This is a genomic window from Janthinobacterium sp. GW823-FHT01H08, assembly GCF_058797855.1.
Map to the genome: position 1 here is coordinate 2129934 of NZ_CM179504.1, position 26270 is coordinate 2156203.

Annotated in this window: 26 protein-coding genes; 11 read left to right on the forward strand and 15 right to left on the reverse strand. The window is 62.7% G+C overall.

What is annotated here, in order from left to right:
• Nucleotides 1-6 precede the first annotated feature (6 nt).
• Entirely contained in the window at nt 7-384 is a 378-nt protein-coding gene (locus tag AC3RCG_RS09505) for a c-type cytochrome (RefSeq protein ID WP_070300305.1), read from the reverse strand.
• 250 nt (nt 385-634) lie between these two features.
• Between AC3RCG_RS09505 and AC3RCG_RS09510 the strand changes: the two genes are divergently transcribed.
• From AC3RCG_RS09510 to AC3RCG_RS09520, 3 genes are all read left to right on the forward strand, one after another.
• Nucleotides 635-2182, forward strand: coding sequence for a DUF1800 domain-containing protein (locus AC3RCG_RS09510; protein ID WP_070224894.1), 1548 nt, complete (start codon nt 635-637; stop codon nt 2180-2182).
• 15 nt (nt 2183-2197) lie between these two features.
• Complete coding sequence (locus tag AC3RCG_RS09515) at nt 2198-3382, forward strand: DUF1501 domain-containing protein (RefSeq protein WP_070224895.1); 1185 nt, start codon at nt 2198-2200, stop codon at nt 3380-3382.
• A 92-nt stretch (nt 3383-3474) separates the two neighbouring features.
• On the forward strand, nt 3475-4587 hold the full coding sequence (locus tag AC3RCG_RS09520; RefSeq protein ID WP_070224896.1) for an AI-2E family transporter: 1113 nt from the start codon (nt 3475-3477) through the stop codon (nt 4585-4587).
• Nucleotides 4588-4694: 107 nt separating this feature from the next.
• Here AC3RCG_RS09520 and AC3RCG_RS09525 read toward each other — a convergent pair whose 3' ends face one another.
• Nucleotides 4695-4919 (reverse strand): hypothetical protein, encoded by a 225-nt coding sequence (locus AC3RCG_RS09525; RefSeq protein WP_010396348.1) that lies wholly within the window; start codon nt 4917-4919, stop codon nt 4695-4697.
• Nucleotides 4920-5066: 147 nt separating this feature from the next.
• Here AC3RCG_RS09525 and AC3RCG_RS09530 point away from each other — a divergent pair, with 147 nt between their 5' ends.
• From AC3RCG_RS09530 to AC3RCG_RS09540, 3 genes are read left to right on the forward strand one after another with little or no spacing between them, the layout of a single operon-like run.
• Nucleotides 5067-5819, forward strand: coding sequence for a phosphatase PAP2 family protein (locus AC3RCG_RS09530; RefSeq protein ID WP_306798503.1), 753 nt, complete (start codon nt 5067-5069; stop codon nt 5817-5819).
• Nucleotides 5820-5830: 11 nt separating this feature from the next.
• Complete coding sequence (locus tag AC3RCG_RS09535) at nt 5831-6739, forward strand: diacylglycerol/lipid kinase family protein (RefSeq protein WP_139143795.1); 909 nt, start codon at nt 5831-5833, stop codon at nt 6737-6739.
• Nucleotides 6740-6748: 9 nt separating this feature from the next.
• On the forward strand, nt 6749-7567 hold the full coding sequence (locus AC3RCG_RS09540) for a metallophosphoesterase family protein (protein WP_070224898.1): 819 nt from the start codon (nt 6749-6751) through the stop codon (nt 7565-7567).
• Between the two features lie 15 nt (nt 7568-7582).
• On the opposite strand, the gene AC3RCG_RS09545 is transcribed toward AC3RCG_RS09540, so the two are convergent.
• The 4 genes from AC3RCG_RS09545 to AC3RCG_RS09560 form a co-directional block, all read right to left on the reverse strand.
• Nucleotides 7583-7873, reverse strand: a complete 291-nt coding sequence (locus tag AC3RCG_RS09545; RefSeq protein WP_070224899.1) for a type II toxin-antitoxin system RelE/ParE family toxin — start codon at nt 7871-7873, stop codon at nt 7583-7585.
• The gene (locus AC3RCG_RS09550) at nt 7866-8111 is read right to left on the reverse strand and encodes a type II toxin-antitoxin system ParD family antitoxin (protein WP_070224900.1); all 246 of its coding nucleotides are present in this window, start codon (nt 8109-8111) and stop codon (nt 7866-7868) included. The genes AC3RCG_RS09545 and AC3RCG_RS09550 overlap by 8 nt, the downstream gene beginning before the upstream one ends.
• A 96-nt stretch (nt 8112-8207) precedes the next feature.
• Nucleotides 8208-9584 carry a cardiolipin synthase gene (gene cls, locus AC3RCG_RS09555; protein ID WP_492404349.1) on the reverse strand — a complete coding sequence of 459 codons (1377 nt, stop codon included), beginning with the start codon at nt 9582-9584 and terminating at the stop codon, nt 8208-8210.
• A gap of 11 nt (nt 9585-9595) precedes the next feature.
• Nucleotides 9596-11707, reverse strand: coding sequence for a site-specific recombinase (locus AC3RCG_RS09560; protein WP_492404351.1), 2112 nt, complete (start codon nt 11705-11707; stop codon nt 9596-9598).
• Nucleotides 11708-12027: 320 nt separating this feature from the next.
• Between AC3RCG_RS09560 and AC3RCG_RS09565 the strand changes: the two genes are divergently transcribed.
• On the forward strand, nt 12028-13137 hold the full coding sequence (locus AC3RCG_RS09565; RefSeq protein ID WP_099409911.1) for a porin: 1110 nt from the start codon (nt 12028-12030) through the stop codon (nt 13135-13137).
• On the opposite strand, the gene AC3RCG_RS09570 is transcribed toward AC3RCG_RS09565, so the two are convergent.
• The 3 genes from AC3RCG_RS09570 to AC3RCG_RS09580 all read right to left on the reverse strand — a co-directional run bounded on the left by AC3RCG_RS09570 (nt 13125) and on the right by AC3RCG_RS09580 (nt 15666).
• A complete protein-coding gene (locus AC3RCG_RS09570) occupies nt 13125-13694 on the reverse strand; it encodes a DUF3617 domain-containing protein (protein WP_070291349.1) in 570 nt (189 codons plus the stop codon). The genes AC3RCG_RS09565 and AC3RCG_RS09570 overlap by 13 nt on opposite strands.
• A 67-nt stretch (nt 13695-13761) precedes the next feature.
• Nucleotides 13762-15309, reverse strand: coding sequence for a TerC family protein (locus AC3RCG_RS09575; RefSeq protein WP_070224904.1), 1548 nt, complete (start codon nt 15307-15309; stop codon nt 13762-13764).
• Nucleotides 15310-15378: 69 nt separating this feature from the next.
• Nucleotides 15379-15666, reverse strand: coding sequence for a hypothetical protein (locus AC3RCG_RS09580; RefSeq protein WP_139143790.1), 288 nt, complete (start codon nt 15664-15666; stop codon nt 15379-15381).
• A gap of 285 nt (nt 15667-15951) precedes the next feature.
• Here AC3RCG_RS09580 and AC3RCG_RS09585 point away from each other — a divergent pair, with 285 nt between their 5' ends.
• The gene (locus tag AC3RCG_RS09585) at nt 15952-18798 is read left to right on the forward strand and encodes a M16 family metallopeptidase (protein ID WP_492404356.1); all 2847 of its coding nucleotides are present in this window, start codon (nt 15952-15954) and stop codon (nt 18796-18798) included.
• Nucleotides 18799-18868: 70 nt separating this feature from the next.
• Here AC3RCG_RS09585 and AC3RCG_RS09590 read toward each other — a convergent pair whose 3' ends face one another.
• From AC3RCG_RS09590 to AC3RCG_RS09605, 4 genes are all read right to left on the reverse strand, one after another.
• Complete coding sequence (locus AC3RCG_RS09590; protein ID WP_409028766.1) at nt 18869-19504, reverse strand: YiaD family glycine zipper/OmpA-like lipoprotein; 636 nt, start codon at nt 19502-19504, stop codon at nt 18869-18871.
• A 213-nt stretch (nt 19505-19717) separates the two neighbouring features.
• The gene (locus AC3RCG_RS09595) at nt 19718-19864 is read right to left on the reverse strand and encodes a lmo0937 family membrane protein (RefSeq protein ID WP_121670992.1); all 147 of its coding nucleotides are present in this window, start codon (nt 19862-19864) and stop codon (nt 19718-19720) included.
• Between the two features lie 166 nt (nt 19865-20030).
• On the reverse strand, nt 20031-20276 hold the full coding sequence (locus AC3RCG_RS09600) for a hypothetical protein (protein WP_070224908.1): 246 nt from the start codon (nt 20274-20276) through the stop codon (nt 20031-20033).
• 165 nt (nt 20277-20441) lie between these two features.
• Complete coding sequence (locus tag AC3RCG_RS09605) at nt 20442-21107, reverse strand: outer membrane lipoprotein (protein WP_099409907.1); 666 nt, start codon at nt 21105-21107, stop codon at nt 20442-20444.
• A gap of 183 nt (nt 21108-21290) precedes the next feature.
• Here AC3RCG_RS09605 and AC3RCG_RS09610 point away from each other — a divergent pair, with 183 nt between their 5' ends.
• Nucleotides 21291-22067 (forward strand): Crp/Fnr family transcriptional regulator, encoded by a 777-nt coding sequence (locus tag AC3RCG_RS09610; protein WP_492404359.1) that lies wholly within the window; start codon nt 21291-21293, stop codon nt 22065-22067.
• A 119-nt stretch (nt 22068-22186) separates the two neighbouring features.
• Here the strand turns inward: AC3RCG_RS09610 and AC3RCG_RS09615 are convergent, their stop codons facing one another.
• Both AC3RCG_RS09615 and AC3RCG_RS09620 read right to left on the reverse strand, forming a co-directional pair.
• Nucleotides 22187-22405, reverse strand: a complete 219-nt coding sequence (locus tag AC3RCG_RS09615; protein ID WP_034758955.1) for a YMGG-like glycine zipper-containing protein — start codon at nt 22403-22405, stop codon at nt 22187-22189.
• Between the two features lie 169 nt (nt 22406-22574).
• Entirely contained in the window at nt 22575-24611 is a 2037-nt protein-coding gene (locus AC3RCG_RS09620; RefSeq protein WP_492404362.1) for an AsmA family protein, read from the reverse strand.
• A gap of 261 nt (nt 24612-24872) precedes the next feature.
• On the opposite strand from AC3RCG_RS09620, the gene AC3RCG_RS09625 reads away from it, so the two are divergent.
• Both AC3RCG_RS09625 and AC3RCG_RS09630 read left to right on the forward strand, forming a co-directional pair.
• Nucleotides 24873-25277, forward strand: coding sequence for a DUF4398 domain-containing protein (locus AC3RCG_RS09625; protein ID WP_070224911.1), 405 nt, complete (start codon nt 24873-24875; stop codon nt 25275-25277).
• A gap of 25 nt (nt 25278-25302) precedes the next feature.
• Nucleotides 25303-26202: an OmpA family protein gene (locus AC3RCG_RS09630; protein ID WP_070224912.1), complete on the forward strand. Its 900-nt coding sequence runs from the start codon at nt 25303-25305 to the stop codon at nt 26200-26202.
• The last annotated feature ends 68 nt before the right edge of the window (nt 26203-26270 follow it).

The following is a 26270-nucleotide window of genomic DNA, read 5'->3' on the forward strand; positions in this document are numbered from 1 at the left end:
TCAAGATCAGCGGTTTTTGAAAATCACATCACTCATGTATTGATTCAAATCGCGAAAATCCTTTACCCGCCAGGCGTATGGCGCGATCTTGACGCCATTCTCTTTCAAGGTCTTTGGAATTAAATCGCCATTCGGGCGCAGTATGACCGACGATACGATCACACCCGGATAATCCTTCAGGCGTTTTTTAAAAGCGGCCGTTGTCAGATCCGGTGTAGGGGGATTGCTTTTATTCGCCAATGGCCCGGTTCCCTTGATCTCTGCTCCGTGGCACACGGCACATCGCTGCACATACAGGGTTTTTCCATTCAGATTCTCGGCGAAGGATAAGGGCGTTTGAATGAACGATAAGATTCCCAATGCGGAGATAAATAATATTTTCATTTCTTTTTAATGTGGACGTATTGTATGGATAATGTCTGGTTTAAGAGAAAATACGGAGCTGCCATTGCAGTACGCCATTCTCTCGATAACATTTTATCCGAGATTGTTCATTGCTCACGTGCCCGCGCCCGCGCGCGATCGGCTGGCGAACACGCCCGCTTGATTACAACTCGTTGCAAATGGCAATCATGCGCGGGTCAACCTGGGCGTACCCTCAGGCATTCTGGTTGAAACCGCTTGAAAGATTGCCATGAGCCCGAACCGATTATTGCCGACGACCTTGATATCCCTGCTGTTGCTGGCCGGCTGTGCCGCGACGGCGCCGCCGGCCGCGCAGCATGCCGTCGCCGCGCCCGACAATGCCGCGCAAGGCATCGCGATGCTCGAGCGCGTCAGCTGGGGTGTGAACGGCGGCAGCGTGCGCCAGGTGCAAAAGGAAGGCTGGAACGCTTACCTGCAGGCGCAGTTACACCCAGGCAAAGCCAGGCTGCCGCCCGCCGTGCAGGCGCAGATCGACGCCATGACCATCAGCCAGATGCCGCTCGACCAGCTCGTCATGTCCGTGGAGCAAAAGCGCAAGGAGTCGGCCGGCGTCATGGACGACATGGCGAAGCAGCAAGCGCAAAAGGAGTACCAGCAGGAACTGAACCGCCTGGCGCGCGAGGCGGCCACGCGCTCGCTGTTGCTCGACGTGTATTCGCCGAACCAGCTGCAGCAGCAGCTGAGCTGGTTCTGGCTCAACCATTTCAGCGTGCACCAGGGCAAGCACAACTTGCGCGCCATGGTCGGCGATTACGAGGCGAACGCCATCGCGCCGCATGCCCTGGGGAAATTCCGCGACTTGCTGGGCGCGACCGTCCACCACCCGGCCATGCTGCGCTACCTCGATAATGAAGCCAATGCCGTCAAGCGCATCAATGAAAACTATGCGCGCGAGCTGATGGAGCTGCACACCCTGGGCGTGAACGGCGGCTATAGCCAGACCGACGTGCAGGAACTGGCGCGTATCCTCACCGGCGTGGGCGTCAACCTGGGCACGGATATGCCGAAGGTGAAACCGGCGCTGCAATCGCAATACGTGCGCCGGGGCCTGTTCGAATTCAATCCGAACCGCCACGATTACGGCGATAAACAATTCCTCGGGCAAACGGTGAAGGGGCGGGGACTGGCCGAACTCGATGAAGCGCTGGACCGCCTGAGCCGCAGTCCCGCCACCGCGCGCTTTATCAGCGGCAAGCTGGCCCAGTATTTCGTGGGAGATAACCCTCCCGAAGCGCTGGTGGCGCGCATGGCGGCCACCTTCCAGCACAGCGACGGCATGATCGCCGACGTGTTGCAGACCATGTTCAGCAGTCCCGAGTTCAGGCAGTCGCTGGGCAAGAAATTCAAGGATCCCATGCATTATGTGGTGTCGGCCGTGCGCCTCAGCTATGACGACAAGCCCATCCTGAACGCCGGTCCCATGCTGAGCTGGCTCGCGCGCATGGGACAGCCCCTGTACGGGCGCCAGACGCCGGACGGCTATCCGCTGACGGATGCGTCCTGGGCCAGCCCCGGCCAGATGACGACGCGTTTCGATATCGCCCGCACCATCGGTTCGGGCAGCGCCGGCCTGTTCAAGACGGACGGCCCGCAGCCACAGGAAAAGGTCGCGTTTCCCCAGCTGGCCAGCGCCCTGTACTACCAGTCGCTACAGCCGACCTTGAGTGCCGCCACGCGCCAGGCCCTGGACCAGGCCGCCTCGCCGCAGGAGTGGAATACATTTTTGCTCTCTTCGCCGGAAATGATGCACCGCTAGATTGAAAGGATCGCCATGAACCGTCGTGACTTGTTGAAAGCCCTGGCCGCCGCGCCCCTGTTGTCGCACGCGGGCGGCTTGCTGGCCGCGCCCGCCACGAATGCGAAGCTGCTGTTCGTCTTCCTGCGCGGCGGCTATGACGCGAACAACCTGCTGGTGCCCATCGGCAGCGATTTTTATTATGCATCGCGGCCGAATATCGCCATCGCGAAACCGGGTGCGGACAACGGCGCGCTGGCCTTGAACGCCGACTGGGCCCTGCATCCGGCCTTGCGCGAGACCATCTACCCGATGTTCACGGGCGGCGAGGCGGCCTTCATTCCGTTTGCCGGCACGACGGATTTGACGCGCAGCCATTTCGAGACGCAGGACAGCATCGAACTGGGGCAGGAACTGGGCGGGCGCCGCGATTTCCGTTCGGGCTTTTTGAACCGGCTGGCGCAAAGCCTCAATAGCGGCAAGCACGCCATTTCCTTCACGGACCAGCTGCCCCTGATCTTCCAGGGCGACGTGCAAGTGCCGAACATGGGGCTGCGTTCCGTGGGCAAGTCCGGTATCGATGCGCGTCAAAGCCAGCTCATCGCGGCGATGTACAAGGGCACGCCTCTGCAGCAACCGGTCAGCGCGGGCTTTGCCGTGCGCGAGGACGTGAGCCGGGAATTGACGGGAGAAATGCAGGCGGCCAACCGCAACGCCATCAGTACCAAGGGCTTTGAACTGGAAGCGCAGCGCATCGCGCGCTTGATGAAGGACAAATACAACCTCGGTTTCGTCGACGTGGGCGGCTGGGATACGCACGTGGGGCAGGGCGGCGCGAATGGCTACCTGGCGGGGCGCTTCGATGAGCTGGGCCGGGGCCTGGCCGCGTTTTCGCAGGAAATGGGCAGCGAGTGGCGCAATACCGTCGTCGTCGTCGTCAGCGAATTTGGCCGCACCTTCCGCGAAAACGGCAACCGCGGCACGGACCATGGCCACGGCAGCGTGTTCTGGGTGCTCGGCGGCGGCATCAAGGGCAAGCAGGTGGCGGGCGAGCAGGTGGCGATGTCGCAGGCGACGCTGTTCCAGAACCGCGACATGCCCGTGCTCAATGAATACCGCGCCGTGCTGGGCGGCTTGCTGCGCCGCACCTTCGGTTTGACGCCGGCGCAACTCGAGCACGTGTTTGCCGGCGTCAAACCGGTGGAGCTGGGCCTCGTATAAATCGCCATGGCTCCGTGTTACGCTACGCCTGCGCAACTGGCGCGTAGCTAAGTCCCGTCGCGCTTCCCGGCGCCGGGCACGAATGGAGTGGTATGACCGATACCCAGCGCGACATCGTCAGCGCAGGCTTTTCCCTGGCCCTGATCGCCGTGACGGCCTTCGTCATGCAGCGTTTCTTTTTGCCGCTCGTGTGGGCCGGCATCCTGTGCGTGGCCACCTGGCCCCTGTACCTGCGCGTGCGCGCGGCGCTGGGCCAGCGCACCATCATCGCGGCCGCCGTGCTGACCCTGGCGTTCGCCTGCATCTTTATCATCCCCGTGCTGTTCGGCGTGGCGCAGGCGGCGCGCGAAGTGCCCGTGCTGGCCAATTTCGTCGTCCATGCGAATACGGACGGCTTGCCCGTGCCGGACTGGGTGGCGCATATTCCGCTGGCCGGCAGCGCCATCGGCGACTGGTGGCAAGCCACCCTGAGCCAGCCCCACGGCCTCGGTCACTTCTTTGCGGGCAGCGCCGTGGGCGGTTTTCATTCCGCGCGCGACATGCTCAAGGTGCTGGGCGCGGACGTCTTCCACCGCCTGGTCGATTTCGGCCTGGCCTTTCTATGCCTGTTTTTCTTTTACAAGGATGGCGAAGCGCTGACGCGCCAGATCACGGCCGTCGGCAGCCATTTTTTGCGTCCTGAACGCTGGGGCCGCTATGCGCAAAAGATCCCCACGGCCATCCGCGCCACCGTCAATGGCCTGGTGCTCGTGGGCCTGGCCGAAGGCGTGCTGATCGGCTTCGCCTATGCGATTGCCGGCTTGCCGTCGCCGGCCCTGTGGGCGTTCGCCACCGGTATTTTGGCCATCATCCCGTTCGGCGCGCCGCTCGCTTACCTGTGCGCGGCCGCTTTGCTGGTGTTCCAGGGCAATGTAGGCGCCGCCATCGGCGTGGCCGCATGGGGCACCGTGGTGCTGTTCGTGGCCGATCACTTCGTGCGTCCCGGCATGATCGGCAACGCTACCCGCTTGCCTTTCCTGGCCGTGCTGTTCGGCATTTTGGGCGGCGTGGAAACCCTGGGCCTCGTGGGCCTGTTCATCGGCCCCGTCGTGATGGTGCTGTTCGTGACCTTGTGGTACGAGGCGAATGTGTTCGACAAGGCGGCGCCTGTCAAGACAAGCGCGAATACACCTGCCAGCCCGGCCGCACAGGAACGCACGCAGTAATGAGGGGTCGACCAGCGTTGCCGCTGGCCGGTACTGGCGCGCTCCCGGCGTGGCCGGGCGGAGCAGACTTCAAAACAGAGTGCAAGCACCTTGTTTTAAAGTCATTCTTAATGCGCCTTGGATAAAATGAGGAGCCAACGGCGCATCAGCAGCACTTCAACATAGCCCGGCTCGATGCCCGTACCGCACTCGATCAAGGGATTGACGGTGTAGTAGCGCTTGCGGAAGTCGCGGCAGACGAGGATTTCGCGCTTGCCCATGCGGACGAGGAAAGAGCTTGGGGCGTATTCCAGGCCGAACCGTGAGCCAAAACCGCTATTCAATGTTGCCATGACAATTCCTTTGAGGGAGATGTGTTGAACGAGTCATCAGAATAGCATAACTACTGTATGAATACACAGCTACTGTATGAATAAACAGTATTTTTTTGCTGGTGTGGTTTTTTTGATCATCGCCAGGAACAAGAAAGAGAGATCAGTTTGCAAGAGAATAATGACATGGGCGTGACCACGGGCTGGACCATGAAACTGCGCCGCTTCGTCGAGGCGCGCCTGTCGCCCGAAGGCGAACTGGGCCTGCATATGACGGTCGGTGTGGCCCTGATGCTGGTGGCCATCGTGGTCTTCCACGAGATCGCCGAAGCCGTGATGGGCATGGAGCAGATCACCGTGATCGACTTGCAGGTGGCGCAGTGGTTCAACCGGCATGCCGTGCCGTGGATCACCAGCGTGCTGCTGGTCGTTACGCATATGCATGGCGTGATCGGCGCCATCACCCTGGCCGTCTTGCTGGGCTGGTATCTGCACCGCAAGGGCGCCGACTACTGGCTGTTTACCCTGGTCATCACCATGCCGGGCGTCATGTTTTTGAACCTGCTGTTAAAGTACATTTTTGTGCGCGCGCGGCCCAGCTTTGACGAGCCCATCCTGCAGACGGCCTTGAGCACGTACAGCTTTCCCAGCGGCCATACGGCCACCTCGACAGCCCTGTACGGCTTGCTGGCCGCCTACCTGATTTGCCAGACGGCGCCGGGCGCCTGGGGCAAGCGCATCGGCATCGCGCTGGGCGCATTCCTGATGGCGTCGCTCGTGGGCTTCAGCCGCATTTATTTGGGCGCGCATTACCTGAGCGATGTGCTGGCGGCCATGGCGGAAAGCTATGGCTGGCTGGCCATCTGCATCGCCGGCGTGTCGACCCTGCGCCGCCGCCGGCATATCCGGCAAACGAAATAAGGGGAACGATCCTGAGCAAAATCGCCGTCATCATCAACGCGGGCGCCGGCTGCGGCTATGCGCCGGACTGGGCGCAGCAGCTCGAAGCGCAATTCCTGGCCGTGGGTCTCGACGCCGCCATCACCCTGGCGCAAAGCGGGGCCGAGATGATCGCCACGGCCGAGCAGGCCCTGCGCGATGGCGCGCCCATCGTCGTGGCCGGGGGCGGCGACGGCACCATCAATGCCGTCGCGTCCGTCGTCGTCGGCAGCGGCACGCCGTTTGGCGTCTTGCCGCTGGGCACCTTGAACCACTTCGCCAAGGATTTGAATATCCCGCTTGACCTCGATGCGGCGATTGCCAACGTGGCGCGGGGCGTGCCGCACCAGGTCGACGTGGGCGAAGTCAATGGCCGCATCTTCCTGAACAATTCCAGCCTGGGCCTGTATCCCGATATCGTGCGCGACCGCGAAAAGCAGCAGCGCCGCCTGGGACGGGGCAAGTGGCTGGCCTTCAGCTGGGCGCTGGTGGCCGCATTGCGCCGCTATCCGTTTCTCAGCGTGCAATTGAAACTCAACGACGCCGTGCATGCGCGGCGCACGCCCTTCGTCTTCATCGGCAATAATGAATACCTGATGGAAGGCTTGAATATCGGCGAGCGCGAACGCCTCAACGGTGGCCAGCTGAGCCTGTACGTGGCGCAGCGTCCGGGCCGCCTGGGCCTCGTGCGCCTGGCCCTGCACGCGCTGTTCGGCAAGTTGTCGCAGGCCAAGGATTTCGATGTGCTGACGGCCACCGACCTGGAGATCGCCACGAAACACCGCCGCCTGCGCGTGGCCACCGATGGCGAAGTGACCGTCATGAATACGCCACTGCGCTACCGCATCCGCACGGCCGCGCTCGAAGTGATCGTGCCGGCGTCCGTGCCCGCCGCCAGCTAGGAGAACGCCATGCGTACCATCGTGCATTTATCGGATTTGCATTTCGGCCGGGTCGACGGGGATTTGCTGGCGCCCTTGCGCGCGCTGGTCGAGCGCCTGGAACCGGATGTGGTGGTGGTCTCGGGCGACCTCACCCAGCGGGCCCGCAGCGCCCAGTTCCAGGCGGCGCGGCACTTTCTCGACAGCTTGCCGGGGCCGCAGATCGTGGTGCCGGGCAACCATGACGTACCCCTGTACAACGTCTTTTCCCGCTTCCTGACGCCGCTGGTGAAGTACCGGCGCCACGTGACGGACGATTTGTCGCCCGAATACGTGGACGAGGAAATCGCCGTGCTGGGCATCAACACGGCCCGTTCATTGACGTTCAAGGATGGGCGCATCAGCCACGAGCAGATCGATTTCCTGCGTGAACGCCTGGGCCGCTTGCCGCCCGGTTTGACGCGCATCATCGTCACGCACCATCCATTCGACTTGCCCGAGCACTTCGACGAGGATGACCTGGTGGACCGCGCGCCGCAGGCGCTGCAAATGTTTTCCGAATGCGGCGTGGATTTATTGCTGGCGGGACACTTGCATGCCAGCGTGGCGGGCAACACGGCCGAGCGCTACAAGATCGCCGGCTACGCGGCCCTGATGGTGCAGGCGGGCACGGCCACGTCCACGCGGGGCAGGGGCGAGTCGAACTCGTTCAATGTGCTGCGCGTGGAAAACAGTTGTATCCGGGTCGAGCGCTACAGCTGGAATGAAGACAGCGCCGAGTTTGAAAAGGTCAGCACGGAAGCGTTCGAACGCCAGGGCGGCGTGTGGGCCAGCTTGCGACCGCTGTGATCGATGATGTTTTAATTACAGATGGCGTGCCGCATCCATGCGGTCATGCAAAATGCGGACGATGGCAATGCCATAGTGAGTGATGCGGAAATAAATCATGTGCCGTCCCACTTTGCGGCGCCGGTAGCCGGGCCGAATCTGCTCGCATGCCGGTGCCGTCTCGGGCGCGCGTGCCAGGTCATCGAAGGCTGCCGTCATGTTGTCAAGATAAAGACTGGCCTGCTGCACGCTCCAGCGCTGCGACGTGTACGCCCAGATCGCCTCAAGATCATGCTCGGTGGCGGGCGTCAGCCGGTATTCAGCCATGCGCTGCCAGCATTCTCTGCTTGAAAGCCCTGGCGTCGAAAGGCTGGGGTTCACCGCTGGCCTCGCCTTCCACCAGCGCCGCGCGGATCGCATCGAGTTCGGCGCTGCGTTCCTGTTCACGCCGGATCAGGTCGCGGATGTATTCGCTGTCGTTCGTATAGCGCCCGGCGTCAATTTGCGCCTTGATCCAGTCGTCCTGCTGGTCCGTCAAGGTAATGGTCTTGCGCACGGTTCCCATGATGGTTCACTCCAGATATGAGCAGTACGACGATCGTCATACTATTGGTGCAATATAGTGCATATTTGTGCAAATATCCAGTCGCCTGATCGGTGCTTATAACCAGTAATTCATGAAACGGGCCGCCCATTCCTTCATGCGGTCGGAGATGGGCCGGGTTTCCCATTTCGCCTTGGTGATCTCTTCCGAGTCGCGCAAGTCTTCCTGGAAGGCGTTTTCCATTTCCCTGCCGAAGCTGTCGCCCAGCACGATCACGTTCAGCTCGCTGTTGTGCAGGAAGCTGCGCATGTCGATGTTGGTCGAGCCGACCGTCGACCAGGCGCCGTCGATGACGGCCGTCTTGGCGTGCAGCACGGCCAGTTTCAAGTGAAAAATGCGGATGCCGCCGGCCAGCAGCTGGTCGTACAGCGCGTGTCCCGCATGGAACACGAGGCCGCTGTCGGACACGCCGGGCAGCACCACGGTGACGTCTACGCCCCGCTTGGCGGCCGCGACCAGCGCGTCGACCGTCTGCTGGTCGGGCACGAAATAGGCGGACGTGATGTGGATCGATTTCTTTGCTTCCTGGATGGCAAGGATGTAGGCCTTGTAGATTTCAAAGCCGCCTTCCGGCTCGCTGGCCACCACGCGCACCAGCTTGTCGCCCACTTCGGACAGCACGGGGAAATAATTGGCATCCGGCAAGTCGGCCTGGTCTTGCTGGGCCCAGGTGCGGATGAACAGCCACTGGAAGGCGGCCACGGCCGGGCCTTCCACTTTCACGTGCGTGTCGCGCCAGCCCACGTCCTTCTTGTCGGTGGGCTTCGATTTCGAGCGGAACAGCGAGCTTTTCGCATAGGTATCGCTGATATTGATGCCGCCCGTAAACGCTGTCTTGCCGTCGACGATCAGCACCTTGCGGTGGTCGCGGTTGTTGATCTTCCAGTCGTCGCCCTTGAGCTTGGCCGGATTGACGGGGTTGAAGGCCACCAGGCGCACGCCGGCCGCGCGCATGCGCTCAAAAAACGCCTGCGGCACGCCGATGGTGCCCACGCTATCGTAGATGACGTTGACCGTCACGCCCGCCTGCTGCTTTTCGATCAGCATGTCGGCAAACTTCAGGCCCAGCGGGTCCTGGTCGAAGATATACGTTTCCAGGTTGATGCTGTTCTTCGCTTCGCTGATGGCCTGGAACATGGCGGCCATGGTTTGCGGGCCGTCAAACAGCAGGGTTACCTTGTTGCCCTTGATCAGAGGCACGCCCGTGGCCGCCTCTTCCAGCGCGGCCTGGGTCTTCAAGTCCATGCCGGACTTGGCCCAGCGTTTGTTGAGCAGGGCGGCCCGGCTGTTGACGTTCAGCACGGCGCCCTTGCCCGTGATCACCTTGGGCTTGGCCACGGGTTCCAGGGTGGTGTTGAGGTTCTTGACATTGGGCAGCGAGGCGCATGCAGCCAGGGTCCAGCACAGCAGGAGGGCGGTGAGACAGGGTTGCATGCGCCTAGCGGTCATTTTTGAGCCTTGTTTGTCAGTGACAGGTTTGCCGTATCATCGGCCAGTACCAGGGGCGGCGGGTTTTTCGAACCAAAGAAGAAGACGATGGGCGAGCGCAGGAAACGCTTGCCCAGGATTTTCAACAATTGCATGCCGTGCTTGAAGCGCACCTGGCGCGAACGCAGGGCTACCCACAGGGCCAGGCCGAAGCTGACCAGCAGGTTGGCCGTGCCGATGGCGAAGATGCCCGACAGCGACTTGACGGCCAGTTGCCAGCTCATATTGTGGTCGAGTCCCACCAGGGCTGTTGCAAAGTTGGCGGCCGAGAAGGTGATGTGGCGGATATCGATGGGCAGGCCGATCAAAAAGCCGAGGGTGCCGATGGAGCCCAGCAAAATACCGAAATAGAAGTTACCCATCAGGCCGCCCAGGTTGTTTTCCAGGTACAGGCCCAGCCGCTGCAAGCGCTCCTGGCCGATCACCCGGCCCAGGCCGCGCAATTGCGCGATGCGCTGCGCCCAGCGCGTGTACAGGGCCTGGTTGTCGTAGTAGCCGGAAATCAGGCCCGCCACGAACAGGCACACGCCGGCGATCATGGCGTAGAAGATGGCGGGGCTGCCGATGGGATCGATATCGTGCAGCAGATGCATGGCTTTTTCCGGCGACACCAGGTTGTGCCCCGTGATCGCCTTGTAGCCGAGCGCGATCAGCCACGCCGTGGGGATGGCCGTGGCCAGGTTGCCCAGCACGGCCATGTTTTGCGTGCGGAACACTTTGTTGATCAGTTCCGCCATGCTGTCGAGGTCGATATTCCGGCCATCCTTGCTGTGCAGGCCGGCGGCGATGCGTGAGGCCGTCATGGCCGGCTGCTTGGTGGCCACCGTGAAGTGCAGCAAGTGGATGAACATGAAGCCGATCGAGTAATTCATGCTGAACATGAACGCTTCGACCAGCGGCGCCGAGCGCAAATACGACATCAATATCTTGAACAGGGCCATGAAGCCGATGATCACGCCCGCGCCTGCGGACGAGAGGAACATGGCGCCCATTTCGCGGCGGTTTTCCGCGATGTAGTGCTCGCCCGTGCGGCTGGCGTTTTCCGTCACATTGCGCGCCAGCAAGTTGATATTGTCGGAAAACAGGTCGCTGACCTTGTATTTGTGGTTGTGCGCGCGTATCAGTTCCAGCGCCAGCCCGACGGCGCCCGCGCGGCGGCGGCTGACGGGCTGCGGGTGCAGCAAGTCCTGCGTGGCGTCGACCGTGATGGCGTCGATGTCCACGTTGTTCGATGCGGGCAGCTCGCCGCTCGTGTCGACGAGGAACAGCAGCTTGCGCAGGCGGTCGATGCTCTGCGCCAGCGCCACCAGTAAATACGTGAGGGGAATGCTGGTGCCCTGGTACAGCGCCTTCTTGCGGATCTTGGCGATGACGGCGTCGCACTGGTCCAGCATCACCAGCAAATGGCGCGCGTCCTCGATGTGCTCGATGTCGCCTTGCAGCAGGCTCGAATAGGCATCCAGGTAGGCGTTCACTTCCGTGTTCTGCACCATGAACGGCGACTGGAACACTTCGATTTCATTGTGGAAACGCGTCAGTTCCGGTTCCAGGCCCATGGCGCAGACGCGGTAGGACAGGGTGCGGATGGCGTCGAGCATGCCTGGCAGCATGATATTGCCGTCGCCGACGGCCAGTTCGACCTCGTCGCTGGTGAGCACGTCGAACAGTTCCAGCCAGTCCGTGGCGGGCACGTTGCTGATCCACAAATAATCGGTCTTCAGGTACAGCACCTGGTCGAGCGCGTCGTTCAGGTATTCATCGCCAAGGGCGGGCGGCAGCATGCGGTAGGCGATGCGGCGTTTTAATTCTGTAAAGAAGCCGCTGTTCGACAGCACGCCGATATCCGTGTACAGGCTGGCGTGGCGGCGCGCGGCCAGCACGCGCAGCACGTATTCGTGCAGGGCGCGCGCCTGGGCGGGATTACCTTTGAGAAGCTGGCGCAGGGTGCGCACGTTGGCGATCGCGGTAGCGCTGTCGTGGGGGCGCTTGGGACGCAATGAGTTGAATAATTCCACCAGCAAGTCGATATTGCTGGAGTTGGGGTCAATGCGTTCGAGGATAGCTAGCATGCAGAAAAAACGGGCGAGCCGCTGTCGGTAAAACCAGTAGTGTACCGCCTGCGTCAGATCGCGCAACGTTCGCCACCGAACATTGCTTTACGGCAGGGGCTGCAATTCACGCCATTTTGCCGCAAATTGCCACAATCATGGTCAAACTTGCGTGTTGTCAGTGTGCGACGTGTTTCTTGGGACTAAGCTGAAGTTTCTGTTGTACAACGCACGGATGGCTGGACAAAAAGCGAGGATAAGGTAACACTTGGATCAGACACACAGCGCATGTCCTGATCAATACCGGGTAGTTTACTTTTCACGTCACCGAGATATTTATCATGAAGACCTCGTATTTTGCGCTTGCTGTGATAGGGATGGGGCCTTTCGCGCTGGGCGCGACGGCCCAGGCTGCCGATGGCGCGGGCAGTGCCGCATCCACCAACGTTGCCGTGTACGGCGTGCTCGACGCGGGCATCGTGGCCGAGCGGGGCTGCGCCGCCGGTTGCGCCGGCACCAAGGTGTCCGGCGGCGTCGCGTCCGGCTCGCGCCTGGGCGTGCAGGGGCGCGAAGCGCTGGGCAACGACGTTTCCGCCGTGTTTACCCTGGAAGCGGGCGTCCAGAACGACACGGGCCAGTCGGAAGATGGCCGCCTGTTCGGCCGGCAAGCCTACGTGGGCCTGGACAGCCGCCTGGGCGCGCTGACCCTGGGGCGCCAGTACAACCTGCAATACCTGGCGCTCACCGACGTGGCCGACCCGTTCAAGGGCGGCATGGCCGGCAGCGCCAGCAACCTGGCCGGCTACAGCGTGAAACGCTACGACAATACCGTCAAATACGTGACGCCCGCCTTGCGCGGCGTGACGGCCAGCGCCATCTACAGCTTCGGCGAGTCGCCTTACAGCAGCGCCAACAACCGCGCGTATGGCGCCACCCTCGGCTATTCGTCCGGCGCCGTGAATGTCAGCGTGTCGCACCAGCGCAAGAACAACTTCATCCTCGCCTCCGGCACCTTGCCCGCCATCGACATGTCGTCGCGCAACACCCTGATCGCGGCGAACATCGACCTGAAAGTGGCCACCGCCTTTGCCGCCGTGGGCGTGAACAAGGGCTATGGCAGCTCGCCGTGGGACCCGAACAATGCCTACAGCTCGCTGGCCCTGTCGATGTCGTCGTCGGACAGCCGCGACACTCTGCTGGGCGTGTCCGTGCCCGTGGGCGGCTTCAAGCTGCTGGCCTCGTACGTGCGCAAGGATGATCGCGACCTGGCCAACCGCGACGCCAAACAGGTGGCCGTCGGCCTCACGTATTCCCTGTCAAAACGCAGCGATTTCTACGCGTCCTACGCGAAGATCCACAACAAGAACGGCGCCCGCTACACGGTGGGCAATGCCAGCGATGCGGGGCGCGGCGACGCGGCTTTTAATATGGGCTTCCGTCACGGTTTCTGAGCGGCGGCGGACGGGGCAGGGCACGTTGCTCCCAGCCACTTGCCGTTGCTCGTCACATTCACCTGTTCCGGCGTGCCGCGCGCGCTCGTCGTCACGGCCAGCTGCATGCTGAACGCCTGGTCGCCCGAGAACAGCACCTGGCCTTCGCCGCTCGATTTCGGATTCGCGCACGTGAACGACACCTGCATGCCGCCCGCGATGTCCTTGTTCTTCGAGGTGCAATCGCCGGGCTGGCCCGTGGGAATCTGCTTGCGCGCCGCCATGTCCGGCGTCACGCACGCCGTCACGCGCACGGCGCCGTCGGCGCCCACGGTGGGCATGGCCATGCCGCGGCTGGCCGCCATGCTTTCCAGCTGCTTGCGTTGATCGGGAGGAAGGTTGCCCAGTTGCTGCAGCACCATGGACATGGCGTTGTCGGTGGCGGCGTCGGGCGACGCCATCTTGCTGTCGACTTGCCACAGGCCAGGCTTGATGGTGGCCGATGGCGCGGCGGCCATGGCCTGGCTGCCGAATGCGGCGCAAGCGAGCAGGGTCAGGCGTAGCAAAGAATGTTTCATGTGGGCGTCTCCGGAAAAGGCAGACCCCAGCATACGGCATGGCAAGCGGGGCACGCTTGCCATTGTGTTACAAACTGTGATCGGGCTCGATGCGGCGCACGTCCACGCTGGCGATGCGGCGCTCGTCGGCCTCGAGGATTTCATAGCGCAGATCGTCGAGTTCCAGCACTTCGCCCACGGCAGGCATGTTTTCGAAATGCGCCAGCAGGAAGCCGGCCAGCGAGTTGTACTCGCCGTCTTCGCTGACCAGGGTTTCCGTCTCGAATACTTGCTCCAGGTAATGCAGGTCCGTCGCGCCGTCGATGCGCCAGTGGCCGGGACCGAGCACTTCCACGTCCGGCTGCTCGTCCTCGTCGGGGAATTCGCCGGCGATGGCTTCCAGGATATCGATTGGCGTGAGCACGCCTTGCACGGTGCCGAACTCGTCTACCACCAGCACCAGCTGGCCGCGCGAGCGCTTCAGGGTCTCCATGGCTTTCAGCACGCCGGCCGCTTCCGGCACGACGACGGCTTCGCGCATGCTGGCCGGGTCGATCTTGCCGCGCGAGACGAGGTCCTCGATCAGGTCCTTGCTGCGCGCGATGCCGACCACATTGTCGAGGTCATCATTGCAGACAGGAATCATGCTGTGCGGCGTGTCGCGCAGCAATTGCAGCATCTTGTCGCTGCTGTCGTTCAGGTTGACCCAGGAGACGTCGCCGCGCGGCGTCATCACGGAACGGATCGAGCGTTCGGCCAGGGTCAGCACGCCGCTGACCATGTTGCGCTCTTCCACGCCGAAGGCGGAGACGTCGGGCAATTCCTTGACTTCGTGCTCTTCCACGGCTTCGCGGCCCTTGCGCCCGCCCAGCAGGCTCAGCACGGCTTGTGCCGTGCGGTCGCGCAGCGGGGCGTTCGACTGCAGCTTGAGGAAGTTGCGGCGCGCCAGCTGGTTGAAGAACTCGATGACGATCGAGAAACCGATGGCGGCGTACAGATAGCCTTTCGGAATGTGGAAGCCCAGGCCTTCGGCCACCAGGGACAGGCCGATCATCAGCAAAAAGCTCAGGCACAGCACGACGACGGTGGGATGGGCGTTGACGAAGCGCGTCAGCACCTTTGAGGCCAGCATCATGACGACGATGGAAATGACGACGGCCGCCATCATCACGTACAGGTTTTCCACCATGCCGACGGCCGTGATGACGGCGTCGAGCGAAAAGACGGCGTCGAGCACGACGATCTGCGCCACCACGAGGCCGAAGCCGGCGTAGACTTTCGGTCCCGTCTGCGCATGCGTGACGCCTTCGAGGCGCTCGTGCAGCTCGCTGGTGGCCTTGAACAGCAGGAACAGGCCGCCGATGAGCAGGATCAGGTCGCGCCCCGAAAACGAGAAGGCCCATATGGAAAACAAGGGCGTCGTCAGGGTGACGAGCCAGGAAATCAGCGAGAGCAGGCCCAGCCGCATGACGAGGGCCAGGGTCAGGCCCAGCACCCTGGCCTTGTCGCGCTGGTGCGGCGGCAGCTTTTCGGCCAGGATGGCGATGAAAATCAGGTTGTCGATACCCAGTACGATTTCCAGTACGACCAGCGTCAGCAGGCCGACCCAGATTGTCGGGTCAAATAACCATTCCATGTGTGTAACCTTGTAAAGTCAGTAAGTATCAAGCTTGCCTGGCGGCCAGTGCCCCAGGGAATCGTGTTGCTATTGCGTGATGTGGCGGCGGACGCGCGGCGGCCGGGTGGCCTGCCGCGCGTCCGCTTCGGCAAGTGCCCCCGGTCCCGCTTGCCAAATGATGGCGCAAAACGGCGCCCCCTGGCGCGAGGTCGGGTATAGCGTGATGGGGTCGTTGTCGCATTCGTCGGCGTCGCAGCTGTCGCCGGGCAAGCCCGCATGGACGCCGGGGTCAAGGCAATCGGCGACGAAGGCAGGCGTGGCAGTAGTGCCGGCCGCGACTGCATGCTGGAATGGGGAAGGGCTGGCGTCAGCCATGCTGGCGAACGCCTGGGGTAAGGCAATGAAGACAAAAAGGCAGAGCAGGACGAGAGCTCGTCTCATATACAGGCAGATAGTTCCGGAACCGTGGAGTATAACACGCGCACATAACAGCCCGATGACAGGCACTTGCGTAACTGACAAGCATGACGTAAATTGCGAGAGCAATGATTTCCCTGGACAGCGAAGACGCAGCGCGGGTCCATGGCAATTCTTGCATTCGTATTCCATTGCGCCCGCTTTTGCGCTTGTCTAATAACGTAGTGCTACCAGGACTCCGATTTGAAACCAATTACCGCCCTCCTGCTTGCCGCCGGCATCCTCTCGCCGTCGTTCATCCTGGCCGCCACCCCGGTCGAAGCCGCGCCGATCCAGAAAACCGGCAAGGCCGCATCGAACCGTGCCGCCGCCGTCAAAGTCACGTCCGTCGAAGGCATCACCGAATACCGCCTGGCCAATGGCTTGCGCGTGCTGCTGTTCCCGGACGCCAGCAAGCCGACCCTGACCACCAACATCGTCTACCTGGTCGGTTCGCGCCATGAAAACTACGGCGAAACGGGCATGGCCCACTTGCTCGAGCACTTGCTGTTCAAGCCCAGCGCCAACTTCGGCGTCAGGAAGGGCACGAAAACTCCCGTCGAGATCCTGAACTCGACAGGAGCCGATTTCAACGGCACCACCTGGTACGACCGCACCAATTACTACGCCACGTTCCCCGCCAACGACGACAACCTGCGCCAGATGCTGGCCATGGAAGCGGACCGCATGGTCAACGCGGCCATCGACCAGAACGATCTGTGGAATCCGAAGACGCAGAAGGGCGAAATGACGGTCGTGCGCAACGAGTTCGAAATGGGCGAGAGCGACCCGATCGGCGTGACCAGCGAACGCATCCAGGCCGTCGCCTACGACTGGCACAACTACGGCAAGTCGACCATCGGCGCCCGTTCCGACATCGAACAGGTCAACATTCCCCGCCTGCGCGCGTTCTACCATAAATATTATCAGCCGGATAACGCCGTGCTGATGGTGGCGGGCCGCTTCGATGAAGCGAAGGTGTTGAAGCAGATCAATGAACTGTTCGGCAAGATCCCGAAACCGACGCGCGTGATCGAACCGACCTACACGGCCGAACCCGTGCAGGATGGCGAGCGCGCCGTGACGGTGCGCCGCAGCGGCGGCACGCAGTTCGTCGGCGCCGGCTATCACGTGGCGCCGTCCGGCAACCCGGACGCTGTCGCCATCGAGGTGCTCGGTCACGTGCTGACGGACGCGCCCGCCGGTCGCCTGCACAAGGCGCTGGTGGAAACCAAGCTGGCCAGCAAGATCGAATACAACTCGGTGAGCAACCTGGAGCCGGGCTACAACCTGTTCGGCGCCCTGGTGCCCGTCGATGGCAACCTCGACGCGGCGCAAGCGGCCATGCTGAAAGTGCTGGAAGAACTGAAATCGCAGCCGGTCACGGATGCGGAAGTGGCGCGCGTGAAACAGCAGCTGAACAAGCAGGTCGAACTGATCACGTCGAATACGGCGCGCATGACGATCGCCCTGACGGAGTCGCTGGCGGCCGGCGACTGGCGTCTGTTCTTCCTGCAGCGCGACCAGCTCGACAAGCTGACGACGGCGCAGGTGCAGGCGGCGGCCGAGAAATACCTGAAGAGCTCGAACCGCACCCTGGGCCGCTTCATCCCCACCGATGCGCCGGACCGCACCGTTGTGCCGGCCTATGCCGACGTGGCGCCGCAACTGGCCGGCTACACGGGCCGCGCCGTCGTGGCGCAGGGCGAAGCGTTCGACCCCAGCCCCGACAATATCGAAGCGCGCACCACGCGCTTCACCTTGCCGAACGGCTTGAAGGGCGCCTTGCTGCCGAAGAAAACCAAGGGCAATACCGTCAGCGTCGTGTTGAAACTGCAGCTCGGCAGCGAAGAGAGCCTGCGCGGCAAGGGGCAAGTGGGCAGCTACACGGCCAGTCTGTTGTCGCGCGGCACGGATAAACTGTCGCGCCAGGAAGTAAAGGACAAGTTCGACCAGCTGGGCATGCAAGTGGCCATCTCCGGCGGCGCCGAAGGCGTAACCGCCATGCTGACGGGCAAGCGCGAGAACTTGCCTGCCGCCATGGACCTGCTGGCGCAAGTGCTGCAAAAGCCGGCCTTGAACGAAACGGAATTCCTGGAATTGCAGCGCGAGCGCGTGGGCCGCGCCGAGCAGGAATTGCCTGAACCGCAGCCGCTGGCCGTGAACGCCTTCCGCCGCCTGCTCGACGCCACGCCGGAAGGCCATGTGCGCCACGTGGCCACCTTGCCGCTTGAGCTGGCGCAATGGAAAGCCATCAAGGTTGCCGATGTGAAAGCCTTCCATGGCGCCTACTATGGCGCGTCGAACGCCACGTTTGCCGCCGTGGGCGACTTCGACCCGGCCGCGCTGAAGGCGCAAGTGGCCAGCCTGTACGGCAGCTGGAAGACGCAGCAGCCGTATGTGCGCATTCCCGATGCCGTCAAGCCTGTGAGCGGCGAGAAAGTCACGCTGGAAACGCCGGACAAGGCCAACAGCGTGCTGTTCGCCATCCAGCCAATTCCGCTCAAGGATGACGCCGCCAGCTATCCGGCGTTGCTGATCGCCAATCACATGCTCGGTGGCGGCGCCTTGCGCAGCCGCCTGGCCGACCGCATCCGCCAGAAGGAAGGCCTGTCGTACGGCGTCGGTTCGCAAGTGAGCGTGCCGTCGCGCGAACCGGCCGGCTACTGGATGGCGTATGCCATCAGCGCGCCGCAAAACACGGTCAAGGTGGAAGCGGCCCTGCGCGAGGAAATCGCCAAGGCGCTGGCCGACGGGTTCTCGGAAGCGGAACTGGCCGAGGCGAAAAAGGGCTGGCTGCAATCGGAAGAAGTGAGCCGCACGCAGGACAGCGCTCTGGCCAGCGGCCTCGCCAGCTACCTGGCGCAAGACCGTACCATGGCTTACGACAAGGACCTGGAAGCGAAAGTGGCCGCCTTGACGCTGGCGCAAGTGAACCAGGGCTTGCGCGAGTACCTGAAGCCATCGGCCGTCTCGATCGTGACGGCGGGCGACTTTGCCAAGGTGGCGAAAGAGGGCGAAAGCGGCGCGAAGGCAACGACGTCGAAATAATCCGTTTCACATAGAAAAAACCCGCTGGCAAGGTCACTTGCCAGCGGGTTTTTTATTGATGCGTGTCAGCTTAGCGCGGAGCAAGCTCGGCTACGTAGATCTCCACGCGGCGATTGCGTGCGCGTCCGGCCGCATCCGCATTCGAGGCGATCGGCTCGCGGGCGCCGCGGCCTTCCGTGACGACGCGCGTCGGCGAGACGCCGCGCATGGCCAGGTAGTCGCGCGTGTGGGCCGCGCGTTCCACCGACAGCGGTTCGTTGATGGAATCGCTGCCCGTGCTGTCCGTATGGCCGATGATGCTGACCGTGGTGTTCGGGTTTTCGTTCAGGGTGGCGGCAAAGCGGTCGAGGATGGGGCGGAAGTTGCCCTTGATGTCGGCGCGGTTGGTGTCGAAGGAAATGTCGCTGGGGATTTCCATTTTCAGGCGGTTATCGGCCGTTTGCGACACTTGCACGCCGGTGCCCTGTGTCGCTTGCTCCATCGCGCGCTTCTGGTTTTCCATGCGGTTCGACCAGATATTGCCGACCACGGCGCCAGCTGCGGCACCGATCAGCGCGCCGCCGGCCGTGCGGCCGCTGCTGCCGCCACCGGTGGTGCCGCCGATCAAGGCGCCCAGGCCCGCGCCGATGCCGGCGCCCGTGGCCGTGCCACGTTGCGTCGAGGACATATCCGCGCAGCCGGTGGCGGCCAGTGCGATCACCAGCATGCCGATCAGGGATGTGGCGCCAGGGCCTTTTTTGAATGCTTCTTTCATGGATTTTCTCCTTGTTTTGTTATTGGGACATACCCAGGAATTACCTGCACACGTTACTGCAAAATGCCGCAGTGTGCCAGTGCGCGCGCACTGTACGCAAAAGGCGGAAAAAGGGCGGCGCCCGTTTGCACGCGCGCCGCCCCTGTCTGGCCAATGGAGTGGCCTCTATAAACCGCGCCCGCTGATCAGACGCAACAGGATCATGATGACTGCCACCACCAGGAGGATGTGAATGAAGCCGCCAATGGTATAGGAAGTTACCAGGCCCAGCAGCCAAAGAATAATGAGTACGACGGCGATTGTATACAGCATGATGTGTCCTCCGAGAGTAATGTGTGGATGACGGCGGCTGCCTTGGCCTTGCGCCGTCATCAGTTTTTGTCATTGCGCAGCGACCGGGTCGCTGAACGCTTATGCCATGACTAAGTGTCTACTTTGTTTTCATTGTGTTCTGTACGCTGTCGTACACAAGGCTCAACTAGCGGGAGCGGTCGGCGTGTTCATCGGCCATGCCCGGTATCCAGGCCAGCATGCCGGCCATGCCGACGGCGCCGGCCAGGCAGCTGACCATGCCGCCGGTCAACAGCAGCATGACGCCAAACACGGGCGCGCTTGTTTGCACGGGCGCCAGATCCAGCGCGCAAAAGCCCAGCGCCGTGGCCAATATGCCGCCACCGATAAAGCCGAGCCAGATCCGGTGACTGTTTGTCTTGTCGTTTTCCATCGCACCTCCTTGAAGATATTCGTTGAACTTTCTTGAATGCATCATCTCGCGGGACGGCAAACTCATCTGTACGCCAACGAACATTGTCAAAAAGAAAACGCCCGGACAGGCCGGGCGTGTGTTGAATTTGCAACTCATCGCGGCAGCGGCGCCGCCGCGCTCCGCTTAGCCCATGGCGCGCAAGCCGCCGTTGACGACGCGCACGCGGTCGCCCTGGCGCCAGTTCGGCGCGGCGCTCTGGTGCACGGTGCGCGTCTTGCCGTTGTCGAGGCGCACGACGATGTTGTAGCTGCGCGTGGCGCGCACGCTGCCTTCGATCTGATTGCCGGCCACGGCGCCGCCTACGGCGCCCAGCACGGTGGCCAGCTGCTTGCCGTGGCCGCCGCCGACCTGGTTGCCCAGCAAGCCGCCGACGACGGCGCCGCCGGCCGCGCCCACGCCGCTGCCTTCGGCGCGCGTATTGACTTCATGGATGGCTTCGATCACGCCGCAGTTGCTGCACACTTGCGGTGCCGGGGCCGCCGCGTATTGCTGTTGTGGTTGCTGCTGGGGCTGCGGCTGGCGCACTGGCTGCTGCTGTTGCTGCTGTTGCTGCTGAGGCGGCAGGGCGGCCAGCGGCTGCGCACCGGCAGGCTGCAGGTTCGCTGGCGGCTGGTTCGCCTGCAGGTTGGCCATCTGTTCGGCCGAAGTGCCGGCTGCCAGTGGCCGGCTGTCGCTCTGGGACGAAGGCAGCCAGCCCATCAGGGCCGCCGTGCCCACGCCGCAGAACAGCAGGACGGCGACGGCGGCGGCAAGTACCAGCGGATGGAGGGATTTGGTGGTGGTGGTCATGGAAAACTCCTGTTTTTTAAAATAATGAAATGGGTAGTGCGTGTTATCCGTGCGATTCGCGTGTATTGCCAGTGTGCTGTGCCGCTTGCTTCGCTTCCGTGCGTCACCGTACATACATGGGCGGTACTGCACCGTAGGCTAAGTAAAAATTATGTCGAGTTGTAACGACACCAAGGAAAAGCAATGCCACTAACGAACGCCAGCATGACCCTGTCCCGCGATACAGGCCGATCCGGCCTGGGGTCGTCCGTGGGCGCGCCTGACGCCGGCAACCGCTTGCTGGCCAGCCTGCCCGAGCACGATTTGCGGCACCTGACGGCCTTGTTCGATACGGTCACGGTCGAGGTAGGCGAGGTGCTGTACGAACCGGGCCAGCCTATCGGCCACATTTATTTCCCCCGCGACTGCCTGATCTCGCTGCTGGCCGTGGCGGAGGGCCGCATGACCCTGGAAGTGGGCTCGGTCGGCCGCGAAGGCGTGCTGGGCGCGTCCGTCGCGCTCGGTCATGAGCTGGCGCAAGTGCGTGCCGTGGTGCAACGTTCCGGCATGGCCAGCCGCATCGCGCGGGCCGATTTCTGCGCCGAGTTCGCCCAGCTCGAGTCCCTGCAGCGCTTGCTGTACCGCTACACGGATACCCTGCTGGCGCAAGCCATCCAGATTGCCGTGTGCAGCCGCTTCCACGTGCTCGAGGCGCGCCTGGCCCGTTCGCTGCTGATCACGCGCGACCGCCTGCAATCCGAAAAATTTCACCTCACGCATGAATTCCTCGCCCATACCCTGGGTGTGCGGCGGGTCGGCGTGACCAAGGCAGCGAGCGCGCTGCAACAGCAAAAACTGATTACTTACAGCCGCGGCAATATCGAAATCCTTGATTCGGTCGGCCTGGAAGCTGTCTCCTGCCGCTGTTACGAGCTGGTCAAGGACAGCGGCACCATCGGCATGGCCAACGTCTTCGTCTGACTTTCCTCGCTTGCCTTGCATCAGGCTTGCCCTCATCCCGCTTGCTTTCATCCTTGTGCCGCAGACGCAAAAAAGCGGGGCGGGCGCCTGCGCACCCACCCCGCTTTCTTGAGCAACAATTACTTCGGCTTGACCTGGTTACCGATCACGCCGCCGACAGCGGCGCCGCCGACTGCGCCGACAGCGCTGCCGCCGGTCAGCACGGAACCGGCAACGGCGCCGACGCCAGCGCCGATGGCTGTGTTTTTATCCTGGCCGGACATGTTGGCGCAAGCCGTCAGGCTCAGCAGCAGGGCGGCAACGGAAGTGGTAGCGGCGATTTTTTTAATGATTTGCATGATAGTTCTCCTATGAATTCAGACCTCGTGGCGCCGGCATGGTATGGGCCGGATGACTTCGTGACGCCGTGTGTTTCAGGCACGATCACAGCATAGGATTGCGGCAAGGCAGGGTCTGTTCGGCAACGCACATAGGGGTGTAACAATTGTAAAGGCGCCCACGCCGCGTTCAGCGCACCTTGCGCACGGCTTTCCCCGGCTTGGGCGCCACCGGTTTCACGCGCGCCTGGGCCAGCAGGGCCGCGCACTCGCTATCTTCGACGGGGCCGGTATTGACCAGCGGCAGCAGCGCCGCCACGGGCGCCACCACGGCCAGCGCCAGTGCGCCGCCGGCGCGCAAGGCCAGCACGCCCTTGTCGACGCTCACGTCGGGCTTGCTGAAAGTGCCATGCACGTACAGGGGCGAGCGCAGCGAAAAGACGCGCAAGCCCTTGCTGTCCGGCCGCAGGGTCAGGTCCAGCCGTTCATCGGCCAGGTTCACCGTGCCATCGATATGCAGGACGGCATCATCCGTGTCGACGATAAACTGGCGCGTCTGCATCAATCCTTTGGTGACGGCGAAATCGGCGGCCATGCAGTTCAGCTTGACCTGCTTGTCGCCAGACAGTTTGGCCAGCACGACACTGCCGATATTCAAGCCCATTTCTTCCAGCAGCAGCTTGCTGATGCTGCCCCGGTTGATCAGCGCGCGCACTTCGCCGTTCGAGCTGCCCAGCAGGGTGGCGACGGAATTGCCCGTAGCCGACAGCGAAGCGTCGCCATTGATTTCGCCCACGCTCGCTTGCAGGGCGGGCAGGCGGGGAAACAGTTGCTGGATGTGTAGATGGCGGGCGCTGGCCTTGAGTTCGGCCGCGATGCCGTTGGCGATGACCTTGCCGCTGCCGTCGAGCTTGATTTGCGACGTCAGGGTGCCGCCCGCCACGTTGAAGTTGAGCGGCGTCAATGACAGCACGCCATCCGTCAGCACCACATGCGTGTCGAGCTTGCTGATTGGCAGCTCGGCATCGCGCGTGATCTTGTCGGCCGTGTAGCGCACGTCTGCGTCCAGGCTGGTCCAGCGCTCCGTCTTGAACGTTTCCACCGGCAGCACGCGGCCGGCCGGCTGCGTCGATGCCACGCCCCGTTCCTTCTTGCTGGCGCTGGAATCGGCGCCCACCAGCGGGCCCAGGTCGGAAAACTGCAGCAGGCGCGAGTGGACTTCTCCCGTCAGGCGCTTGCGCGGCGTGCTGGCAGAAAAGGCCAGCTTGCCACTGATGTCGCTGGAACCCACCTTGCCGGTGAACTTGTCGTACACCCATTCACCGCCGCGCGGCGCCAGGGTGCCCGTCAAATGGCCTTCCGTGCTGAAGTGCGGCGTTTCCGGCAGCAGCACGCCCGTCAATGGATACAGGCTCGCCATGCTGGGCCCCGATAGCTTCAGGCGCACGTCGAGCGCGGCCAGCTTGGCCGGACGCGTCAGGGTGCCTTCGATGGCCATGCTGCTGCCGCCCGCGCGCATGTCGGCCTGGATGGGGAAGGGCGTGCCTTGCTGCTGCAGCGACAGCACGCCGCCGGCCTTGCCGCCGCCCTTGACGCTTTCGCCATGGTATTTGCCCGACAGCGTCCAGGCGATGCCGTAGCGCGCATCGTTCGCGATGGTGTCGACATCGGCGCGCATCGCCGTTTTCGTGACAGCATCGTCCAGATACACGGTGCCCTTGCTGAAGACCACGCCTTGCAATTCCAGCTGCCACGGCGATGGCTGCTCCTGTTTGTCGAAGGTCCAGTTGTTCTTGCCGTCCTTGTTGCGCAGCAAGCGCACCTGCGGCGTGTCGAAGCGCAATTGCGGAATGATGATTTTCTTGTCCAGCAGGGCCAGGGGATTGAGCGAGAACGCCAGCTGGCTGACGGTAGCCAGCTGCGCCCCGTCGTCCGTCCCGGACATGGTGCTTGGGTTGCCCAGGCGCACATCCTTTGCCTGCAGGTGCGGCCATGGCAAATAGTCGCGCCAGCCTTGTTTGCCTCCCGTCGCGGGCTGCTGCCACGTCAGCGTCAGGTCGCCTTCGATGGCAAACGGTCTCCCCAGCGCTTCGCTGGCGCGCGCATTGAGCCAGGGCTTGGCGCGGTTCCAGTCCATATGCATCAGGACGATGGAGGCGGTGACGGGCAGGGCGATGAGCACGGCGGCGCTGGCGAGGGAGATTTTCTGACGGCGGGACAGTTGCATGGTAGACGATTCTTTCTGGACAAGTATTCACGATGCTACAGGAATCGCTCCTCAGCCGGGCCCGTTTCTCGCTTTTACGGTCCGGCACGTGCGCTGGCGCACGTTGCCGATGCAAGTATTGTCGATTTCTTACTCTATGTGCGGCACCGAACGGATATGCGGGGAGCCGGAGCCTATAACGTCTACATCAAACGCCGTTCCTGATTCCAGATGCACCGACGTATGAACCCTAACGCTTACACATTCTCCAGGAGAAAAAAAATGACAAACCGAGATTTCAAGATTTCCCCACTGGCCGCCCTGGCCGCCTGCGCCACGGCCGTTGTCCTGATGACGGGCTGCTCCAGCCTGAAAACGCCAGCCACGGCCGATGTCGCCGTGTCGCGCGCCGCCGTCGATAACGCCGCCAGCGCCGGCGCTGCCGACCTGGCACCCGATGAAATGCGTTCGGCCCGCGAAAAAATGCGCATGGCTAACCAAGCCCTGAAAGACCGTGACTACAAGACGGCGCGCGACCTGGCCGACCAGGCGCAAGCCGATGCCAAGCTGGCGCAAAGCAAGGCCAACTCGGCCAAGGCCACCAGCGCCGCCGATGAAATCAACGAGAATATCCGCGTCATGCGCGAAGAACTCGACCGTGCCAATCAGCAAGCCCCGAAACAATAACCAAGAATAAGAACAGGATTCCATCATGAAAAAAGCTACTTACACCACCATTCCCGGCCTGCTGGCCATGGCCGCCCTCGTTGCCGCCTGCAGTTCCGCACCGACCACCACCAGCCTGCTCGACCAGACCCGCGGCGACTACATGGCGGCGCAATCGAACCCGATGGTATCGACCTATGCGCCACGCGAATTCCGCGAAGCGAGCGCTGCGCTGGAAGCGGCAAACGCCGCCGCCACGCGCCAGGAAGATAGCGAAAAAGTCGACAAGCTGGCCTACCTGGCCAAGCAAAAGATAGCCACGGCGCAAGAAGTCGCCAAGCAGAAAGCGGCCGAAGCCGATATCGCCAACGCGGGCAAGCAGCGCGACCAGTTGCGCCTCGATGCGCGCACGCAGCAGGCTGACCAGGCCACGGCCCGCGCCCAGACGGCGCAAGCGGATGCGGAAGCGGCCAAGGCCCAGGCTCAGGCTGCCGAAGCATCGGCCCGCGATGCGCAAGCGCGCGCCGCCGGACTCGAAGCGCAGCTGGCCGACCTGGCCGCCAAGAAAACCGAACGCGGCATGGTCATTACCCTGGGCGACGTGCTGTTTGGCACGGACAAGGCGAACCTGACGGCCGATGGCGTGAATACGGCGCGCAAGCTGGCCGAGGTGCTGAAAAACAACCCGCAGCGCACCGTGCTGATCGAAGGCTTTACCGATAGCACGGGCGGCTCCGCGCACAACCTGGAATTGTCGCAACGCCGCGCCGAATCCGTGCGCAATGCGCTGCTGGAGCAAGGCATCAGCCGTGACCGCATCGCCACGAAAGGCTATGGCGCCGCCTATCCGGCCGCCGGCAACGATACGGCGGCAAACCGCCAGCTGAATCGTCGTGTGGAAATCGTCTTGTCGGAAGATAACACGGCCATTCCCGCCCGCCGTTAAAACACCAGGCCAAACTACGGTTTTTGCCTGGCGTTTGATTTGTTCGTAGGCAGCACCGGCCGCTACTT